Annotated in this window: 6 protein-coding genes and 1 pseudogene; 5 read left to right on the forward strand and 2 right to left on the reverse strand. The window is 72.3% G+C overall.

Annotated features, from left to right (window positions below; all coding sequences use genetic code 11):
• Positions 1-428: DeoR family transcriptional regulator (locus tag C3489_RS37385; RefSeq protein WP_146075405.1), on the reverse strand; the 428-nt coding region annotated here is incomplete at its 3' end.
• 277 nt (positions 429-705) lie between these two features.
• On the opposite strand from C3489_RS37385, the gene C3489_RS37390 reads away from it, so the two are divergent.
• A complete protein-coding gene (locus C3489_RS37390; protein WP_103786592.1) occupies positions 706-3,135 on the forward strand; it encodes a polysaccharide lyase 8 family protein in 2,430 nt (809 codons plus the stop codon).
• A 10-nt stretch (positions 3,136-3,145) separates the two neighbouring features.
• On the opposite strand, the gene C3489_RS37395 is transcribed toward C3489_RS37390, so the two are convergent.
• Complete coding sequence (locus C3489_RS37395) at positions 3,146-4,042, reverse strand: hypothetical protein (protein ID WP_103786596.1); 897 nt, start codon at positions 4,040-4,042, stop codon at positions 3,146-3,148.
• 125 nt (positions 4,043-4,167) lie between these two features.
• On the opposite strand from C3489_RS37395, the gene C3489_RS37400 reads away from it, so the two are divergent.
• From C3489_RS37400 to C3489_RS37415, 4 genes and pseudogenes are all read left to right on the forward strand, one after another.
• Entirely contained in the window at positions 4,168-4,521 is a 354-nt protein-coding gene (locus C3489_RS37400; protein WP_103786593.1) for a chorismate mutase, read from the forward strand.
• 265 nt (positions 4,522-4,786) lie between these two features.
• The gene (gene pepN / locus C3489_RS37405; protein ID WP_181139998.1) at positions 4,787-7,267 is read left to right on the forward strand and encodes an aminopeptidase N; all 2,481 of its coding nucleotides are present in this window, start codon (positions 4,787-4,789) and stop codon (positions 7,265-7,267) included.
• Positions 7,268-7,391: 124 nt separating this feature from the next.
• Positions 7,392-8,216 carry an NmrA family NAD(P)-binding protein gene (locus C3489_RS37410; RefSeq protein ID WP_103786595.1) on the forward strand — a complete coding sequence of 275 codons (825 nt, stop codon included), beginning with the start codon at positions 7,392-7,394 and terminating at the stop codon, positions 8,214-8,216.
• 175 nt (positions 8,217-8,391) lie between these two features.
• A pseudogene (locus C3489_RS37415) lies at positions 8,392-8,579 on the forward strand (aspartate aminotransferase family protein); the annotation flags it as partial.

Here is an 8,579-nt window from a genome sequence, read left to right on the forward strand (position 1 = left end):
TCCCCACCACACGGAGTGATCAGCAACCCGTCGATCCCCTCGGAGAGCATGTGCCGCACCTGCACCCGCTCCTGCTCCGGGTCGTACTGCGAGATACCGAGCACCAGCCGGATCCCCCGCTCGGCCGCAGCCTCCCGCGCCCCCTTGATCACCTCGGGGTAGTAGTAGTCGGCGGCCGGCACGACCAGCCCCACCACCAGCTCCCGCCCACCAGCCCCCACCGTCGGCGCAACCGCACCCGGAACGGCCTCCGGCAGCACCGCCCCACCGTGCACCCGCACGAGCACCCCCCGCTCGGCCAGCGCCTCGACGTCGCGGCGGACGGTGATGGGGGAGACACCCAACTCCCCGGCCACGTCACTGACCCGCACCGACCCGCTCTCACGCAGTCTGCGCAGGATCTCCTGATGCCGCTGCTCGGCATGCACGCGCCGCGCCCCTCCCTGTCGACGTGACCTTCACCAGGAGTGTAGCCCCACGGTGATCGTTCATGAGCGTTTCCGACCGAACAATCAATACAACCGCTCCTGCGCGATTCATTGCTCACCTTGTTCGTTCGTGCTAGAAACCGCTTCACCCCACCACAGAACCGCACCCACACGGAACCGCACCCACACACAACCGCACCCACACACAACCGCACCCACATGGCACCGCACCACCCACCGCCACCCCACCCTCCCCGTCCCCGGAGGTAACTCCCACATGCCCCGGATCACCCGCCGCGCAGCCCTCCGCGCCGCCCTCGCAACCGCAGCCACCGCCTCCCTCACCGTCACCACCCCCGGCATCGCCCGAGCCACGCAGAGTGACACGGCCGACCCCTACGACACCCTCCGCCACACCTGGCGCGACCTCCTCCTCGGCACCGGCTTCGACCCCACCGCCGCCCCCTACGCCGCCCGCCTCGCCGCCCTCGGCGACACCGCCGCCGGCCTGCGCGCCACCATGCAGGTGGCCCCCGGCTCCCTGTGGCCCGACCTGCCCTACGCCGACCCCGACCCGGACACCGACGCCGAGTCGTACACCTTCTCCGGCAACCTCACCAACAGCTTCAACCGCCTGCGCACCCTCACCGAGGCCTACGCCCAGCCCGGCACCGGCCTCACCGGCGACGCCACCCTGCTCACCGAGATCCTCACCGGCCTCGACCACCTGCACGCCGAGGCGTACAACGCCGCCCAGGCCCGCTACGGCAACTGGTGGAGCTGGCAGATCGGCATCCCGCAGGCCCTGCTCGACATCGCCACCCACCTCTACGACGACCTCGGCGCGACCCGGATCGCCGACTACACCGCCGCCGTCGACCACTTCGTCCCCGACAGCGCCGTCGCGCAGTACACCGGCACCTCCACCGGCGCCAACCGCGTCGACCTGTGCCGCGTCATCGCCCTGCGCGGCGTCATCGGCAAGAACCCCGCCAAACTCGCCCTCGCCCGCGACGCGCTCAGCCCCGTCTTCCCCTACGTCACCACCGGCGACGGCCTCTACGCCGACGGCAGCTTCATCCAGCACACCTACGTCCCCTACGCCGGTTCCTACGGCGCGGTCATGCTCGGCGGCCTCTCCCTCCTCTTCGCCCTGCTGGAGGGCTCGGACTGGGCGGTCACCGACCCGAACCGGCAGATCATCCTCGACTCGGTCGAGAAGGCCTACGCGCCGTTGCTCTTCAACGGCCTCGCCATGGACAACGTCTCCGGCCGCGCGGTCAGCCGCGGCGTGCAGAAGAGCGACACAAGACGCGTCCTGCAGGACGACCACCTGCGCGGCCACGGAATCATCGCCTGCATCGCCCTGCTCGCCCGCAGCGCGTCCCCGGCCGAACGCACCCGCTGGGAAGGCATGATCAAGGGCTGGATCACCCGAGCCCACTACCGCCCCATCCTCACCAGCGACGCCCTCGGCATCGCCCAGCTCGCCCGCCTGAAGACGATCGCCGACTCCACCACGACCACCGCCGCCCCCGAACCCACCGGCCACCGGCTCTTCCCCGCCATGGACCGGGCCGTGCACCGCCGACCCGGCTGGGCCGCGACCGTCTCCATGGCGTCCAAGCGGATCACCTACTACGAGAACGGCAACGGCGAGCACCTGCGCGGCTGGCACAGCGGCTCGGGAATGCTCTACTGGTGGGGCGACACCTTCGGCAACGGCCAGTACAGCGACAGCTTCTGGGCCACCGTCGACCCCATGCGGCTGCCCGGCACCACCGTCTCCCGCAAACCGCTCGCCGACGGCGAGGGCGGCGCCTGGGGCGCGGCCCGCCCCGACGTGCGCTGGGTCGGCGGCGCCACCGACGGCACGTACGCGGCCGTCGGCCAGTACCTCAAGGGCCTGTCCTCCACGATGCAGGCCAAGAAGTCCTGGTTCTTCCTCGACGACATGATCGTCTGCCTCGGCGCCGGCATCCTCAGCCGCGACGGCACCGGTGTGGAGACGATCGTCGACAACCGCAACCTCGGCGCGAACGGCACCCACGCCCTGACCGTCGACGGCGCCGTCCAGCCCACCACCCTCGGCCGGCAGTCCACCTTCCGCGGGGCCCGCTGGGCCCACCTCGCCGGCTTCGGCGGCTACGTCTTCCCCGGCGGCACCGACCTCACCGCGCTGCGCGAGGCCCGCACCGGGTCCTGGTCCGCCATCAACACCGGCGGCACCACCGACCCCGTCACCCGCCGCTACCTCACCCTGTGGACGGACCACGGTACCGACCCGACCGCGGGCGACTACGCCTACGCGATCCTGCCCGGCGCGAGCGCCCGGCAGACCGCCGCCCGCGCCGCTGACGCCGGCCGGCTGAGGATCCTCGCCAACACCGGCGACCAGCAGGGCCTGCGCGCCCCCGCGCTCGGCTTCACCGGCGTCAACTTCTGGCTCGCCGGCACCGTCGACGACCTCACCGCGAGCGCCCCGGCATCCGTCATGATCCGCCAGAGCGGCGGCACCGCCACCGTCTGCGTCTCCGGCCCGCTGCGCGACGGCGCGGCCATCGACCTGACCTGGCAGCGGCCGGTGACCGCGGTGACGTCGGCCGACCCCACGGTGCAGGTACTGGCCACCGGAAGCGCACTGACGCTGCGGATCACCCCAGGCACCCTGGGCGCCGTCCACAAAGCCCAGGTCACCCTCGACTGAGCCCGCCGGGCTACGTATCGCACTCCAGCACCGTCCGGCACAGCGCGCACCGCGCACGCATCCGCCCCCGCACCGGCACCCTGATCCGCTGATGGCAGGTCGGGCACGGGAACGACACCCGCAACGGCCCGTGCCCGTCCGGGGTGAAGCTGTACGGCACATCGTCCGGGGCCGCCGCACGCGCCTGCTCCTGCGCATGGCGCCGCTCGCGCGCGTACCGCCGGCGCCCCGCCCAGCCGGCGGCCGTCAGCGGCGGCTGCCGCGCGTCCCGGCGGGCCAGCTCCAGCCCCGCGCCGTACGCCTCGTACGCCCGCGCGCTGGTGAACCACGTCGAGGGGTCCTCCCCGAACAGCAGCGACCGCTTCGCCAGCACGTACCCGAACTCCTCGGGGGTGAGATAGCCCAGCTTCTGCGACGACGCCCCGTCCTCCCGGTAGGCGTCCAGCAGCAGCCAGCCCGCACCCAGATACGTCGTCGCCGTGTCCGTGAGGATCTCGTTCTCCCGCGTGCCCGGGAACGCCAGGTCCAGCCGGTGCAGATACACATGCATGATCTCGTGCGCCAGGGCCGCGCCGATGTCCCGCCGATGCGTACGGAACCGGTCGTTCAGCTCCACGAAGTACTCCGGGCCGGCGGTGAGTTCCACATTCGCCGCATGCGTCATGTCCCGGAAGGAGACGATCAGCCGCGCGTCCGGCAGCCGGTAATGCCGCACCAGCTCCCGCGCCACCCGCTGCGCGCCCAGATACAGGTCGTCGGTGTCGCAGAACGCCACGTCCGCCGGCGCCACACTCGTCGCGAACCCGGCGATCGTGTCGTACGACAGGCGCCTGTACAGCGCGGTGACGGCGGCCCGCACCGTCGACAGATGCGGGTAGCCGTGCTGGACCGGTCCGCCGTTGGCCACGTCCAACCCCCAAGACGCCTTGACCCGACTCCACTGTACGCAGGTCCGGCCCAGCCCCTCACCGCCCGGGAATGGCGGATCCTCGCTGGTCGGACCGTACCCGGGACGCACTAGGGTGGACCGCCATGACCATCAGCAACACCGGAACCGGTGACGTCGACCCGGCCGTGCGCGCCGAGCTGGCCCGGCTGCGCGACAGCATCGACAACATCGACGCCGCCGTCGTCCACATGCTCGCCGAGCGCTTCAAGTGCACCCAGCAGGTCGGCCACCTCAAGGCCGCCCACCAGCTGCCGCCGGCCGACCCCGACCGCGAGGCCCGCCAGATCGCACGGCTGCGCGGCCTCGCCGAGAGCGCCAAACTCGACCCCGCGTTCGCGGAGAAGTTCCTGAACTTCATCATCGCCGAGGTGATCCGCCACCACGAGCACATCGCCGAGGGCACCGGCAACGGCACCGCCCCCGACCCGGCCCACTGACCCGGCCACCTGCCCCGGCGCACCCAGCCGGCCACCTGCCCCGGCCCACCCGGCCGGGACCCGCACCGCGCCGACCCTCGACCCACCGAGCCGCCACCCGCAGCGCCCCCCGGCCAACCCAGCCGCCCCCCAAAGAGCGCCCAGGCCCCCCACCCGCAGGGGCCGCGGCGCACCCCGCACCGTCGGCTCCGGCGCGCGAAGGGACATAGGCCGCGTACCGAACCGCCCCTGTGCGATGCCGGTGCCATCAGGCAGCATGTCCTGCATGTCCGTACTCACGCGCGACGAAGCGCAGACCCGTGCCCAGCTCCTCGACGTCCACCAGTACACGATCGACCTCGATCTGACGACCGGCGACGAGACCTTCGACTCCCGCACCCTGATCCGCTTCACCGCCCGGACGGACGCGGACACCTTCGTGGAGCTGAAGCCCGCCGAGCTGCGCACCGTCACCCTCGACGGACAGCCCCTCGACCCCGAGACCCTCGACGGCAACCGCCTGCCGCTGAAGAACCTCACCGCCGGCGACCACGAACTGCGCGTCGACGCGGCCATGCGCTACTCCCGCACCGGCGAGGGCATGCACCGCTTCACCGACCCCAGCGACGGCGAGACCTACGTCTACACCCAGCTGTTCATGGAGGACGTCCAGCGCGTCTTCGCCGCCTTCGACCAGCCCGACCTCAAAGCCGTCTTCGAGCTGACCGTCAAGGCCCCCGGGAACTGGACCGTCCTCGCCAACGGCATCACCGAACACCTCGGCGACGGCAACTGGAAAGCCGCGGCCACCCCGCTGATCTCCACCTACCTCGTCGCCGTCGCCGCCGGCCCCTGGCACTCGGTGCGCACCGAACACCGCGGCCTGCCCTTCGGCATCCACTGCCGCCGCTCCCTCGCCCCCCACCTCGACGCCGACGCCGAGGAAATCCTCGACATCACCCGCGCCTGCTACGACCGCTACCACGAGAAGTTCGCCGAGCCCTACCCCTTCGACTCCTACGACCAGGCCTTCGTCCCCGAGTTCAACGCCGGCGCCATGGAGAACCCCGGCCTGGTCACCTTCCGCGACGAGTTCGTCTACCGCTCCGCCGTCACCGACACCGAACGCCAGACCCGCGCCATGGTCATCGCCCACGAGATGGCCCACATGTGGTTCGGCGACCTCGTCACCCTCAGGTGGTGGGACGACATCTGGCTCAACGAGTCCTTCGCCGAGTACATGGGCTACCAGACCACCCTCGAAGCCACCCGCTTCACCCAGCCCTGGGTCGAGTTCGGCGTCACCCGCAAAGCCTGGGGCTACGACGCCGACCAGCGCCCCACCACCCACCCCGTCGCCCCCGAAGCCGTCCCCGACACCGCCTCCGCGCTGCTCAACTTCGACGGCATCTCCTACGCCAAGGGCGCCTCCGCCCTGCGCCAGCTCGTCACCTGGCTCGGCGAGAAGGACTTCCTCGCCGGCATCAACACCCACTTCGCCCGGCACAAATTCGCCAACGCCACCCTCGCCGACTTCATCGACTCCCTCGCCTCCGCCACCGACCGCGACGTCCACGCCTGGGCCGACGCCTGGCTGCGCACCACCGGAGTCGACACCCTCACCCCCCACATCAACGGCAGCAACGGCGACCGCACCCTCACCGTCGACCACACCGGCAGCCGCCCCCACCGCGTCGCCGTCGGCCTCTACGACCAGGACCTCACCGACGACGGCCGCCTCACCCTGCGCGAACGCGTCGAGATCGACGTCCCGCTCACCGAGGCCCAGCCCCTCGGCAAGAAGCCCGCCCTGCTGCTCCTCAACGACGGCGACCTCACCTACGCCAAGATCCGCTTCGACGCCGACTCCTTCGACACCGTCCGCGCCGCACTGTCCGGGCTGCCCGACCCGCTCACCCGCGCCGTCGTGTGGAACGCGCTGCGCGACGCCGTCCGCGACGGCGAACTGCCGCCCACCGCCTACCTCGAAGCCGCCCGCGCCCACCTGCCGCACGAGAGGGACCTCGCCCTCGTCCAGGGCGTCCTCGCCTTCGCCCACGGCCAGATCGCCGACCGCTACATCCACCCAGGACAGCGGCCCGCCGCCCTCGCCACCCTCGCCGACCTGTGCCGCGACCTCATCCGCCGCACCGAGGACGGCGACCACCCCGGCCTGCGTCTGATCGCCGTACGCCACTACATCGACACCGCCGCCCACCCCGACACCATCGCCGCCTGGCTCGCCGACGGCACCGTGCCCGGCGGCCCAGAACTCGACCCCGAACTGCGCTGGCGCGTCCTGACCCGCCTCGCCGTCCTCGGCGCCACCGACGAGACCACCATCGCCGCCGAACTCGAACGCGACCCCTCCGCCACCGGCCAGGAAGGCGCCGCCCGCTGCCGCGCCGCCCTGCCCGACACCGACGCCAAGGCCCGCGCCTGGGCGGCCATGTTCGACGGCGACGACCTGTCCAACTACCTGTTCACCGCCACCGCCCAAGGCTTCTGGCAGCCCGAACAGGCCGACCTGGTGCGCCCCTACGTCGAGCGCTACTACACCGACGCGGTCGCCGTCGCCGCCCGCCGCGGCCCCGCCATGGCCGACGCCGCCGGCCGCTGGGCCTTCCCCGTGCACGCCGTCGACCCCGACACCCTCCGCCTGGGCGAGGAATGCCTGCGCGACGCCGACCCCATCCCCGCCCTGCGCCGCAAGCTCGCCGACCAACTCGACGACCTCGCCCGGGCGTTGCGCGTGCGGGGGAACTAGGACCCGAGGCGTAGGGCACGCACGGCCACGGCTGGTCCCCGGCGACGATGCGCGGGGCTGATCACGGTTCCTAGGCTCACCTGAGCCACACCGGATCAGCCCCCGCACACGTCAGGAGACAGCCGTGATCGCAGTCACCGGCGCCACCGGCAACGTCGGCCGTGCCCTCGTCCACCGCCTCCTCGCCGCCGGCGCCCCCGTACGGGCCCTCACCCGCGACCCGCAGCGCGCCGCCCTGCCCGAAGCAGCCGACGTCGTCCACGCCGGACAGGACGACCCCACCGCCCTGTTCGACGGCGTCACCAAACTGTTCCTCTACATCCAAAGCGCCGGCCTGCTGCCCGCCGCCCGCGCCGCCGGCGTGCGCCACGTCGTCCTGCTGTCCTCCGCGATCATCCAGGAAGGCGCCGACGACCCCGGACACCCCATCCACGTCATGCACGCCACCGTCGAACAGCAGCTGCGCGACCACGGCCCCCGCTTCACCTTCCTGCGGCCCGGCGCCTTCGCCACCAACGCCCTGCAGTGGGCGCCGCAGATCCGCAGCGGACGCACCGACATCCGCGGCGTCTTCGCCGACGGCCTGACCGCCCCCATCCACGAGGACGACATCGCCGCCGTCGCCGAACGCGCCCTCCTCGACGACGGCCACGAAGGCGCCGTCCACCGCCTCAGCGGCCCTGACGCCACCACCAACGCCGAACAGATCACCGCCATCGGCCACGCCCTCGGCCGCGACCTGCGCTTCACCGAGGTCCCGCCCGAACAGGCCGGCCCCGAACTCTTCCCGCACGTCCCGCCCCACATGGTCCAGGCACTGCTGAAGAGCTTCGCCGACACCGTCGGCACACCCCCCGAGATCACCGACACCGTCCACAAGATCACCGGCACCCCCGCCCGCACCTTCACCCAGTGGGCCGCGGACCACGCCGACGACTTCCGCGACTGACCCCGCCACCCCGAGGCCCCCTCCACGGCCGCGGCACACCGCCCCTACCGCCAACACGCCACCCCCGCAAGGGGACGTACCCCCATCAGGGTCGCGATCGTTGGATATTCCGGGCGTGCCCGCATCCCGCGCGTACAAGCTGGAACCCCCGTCCCGCGGCCGCCCGGAGGACCCCATGAGCACGCCGCCTCTCGCCTCGGGACCCGACGGTCCCACCGCCCTGCGCCCCCTGCTCGACACCGTCCTCGACGCCCTCCAGCACGGCACCCGAACCCGCGGCGGCCCCCTGCCCGCCGGCGGCCCCGAACACGTCACCGCCCTCCTGCACGCTGCGATCGGCGACGTCCTCCCCGACGACGGCGA

This window comes from Streptomyces sp. Ru71 (assembly GCF_002920535.1).
In the GTDB taxonomy this organism is placed as follows: Bacteria; Actinomycetota; Actinomycetes; order Streptomycetales; family Streptomycetaceae; genus Streptomyces.

Excerpts from the sequence above, each read along its gene's own strand:
- C3489_RS37390 (WP_103786592.1), top strand. The coding sequence starts at position 706 with ATGCCCCGGATCACCCGCCGCGCAGCCCTCCGCGCCGCCCTCGCAACC.
- C3489_RS37400 (WP_103786593.1), top strand. The coding sequence starts at position 4,168 with ATGACCATCAGCAACACCGGAACCGGTGACGTCGACCCGGCCGTGCGC.
- pepN (WP_181139998.1), top strand. The coding sequence starts at position 4,787 with ATGTCCGTACTCACGCGCGACGAAGCGCAGACCCGTGCCCAGCTCCTC.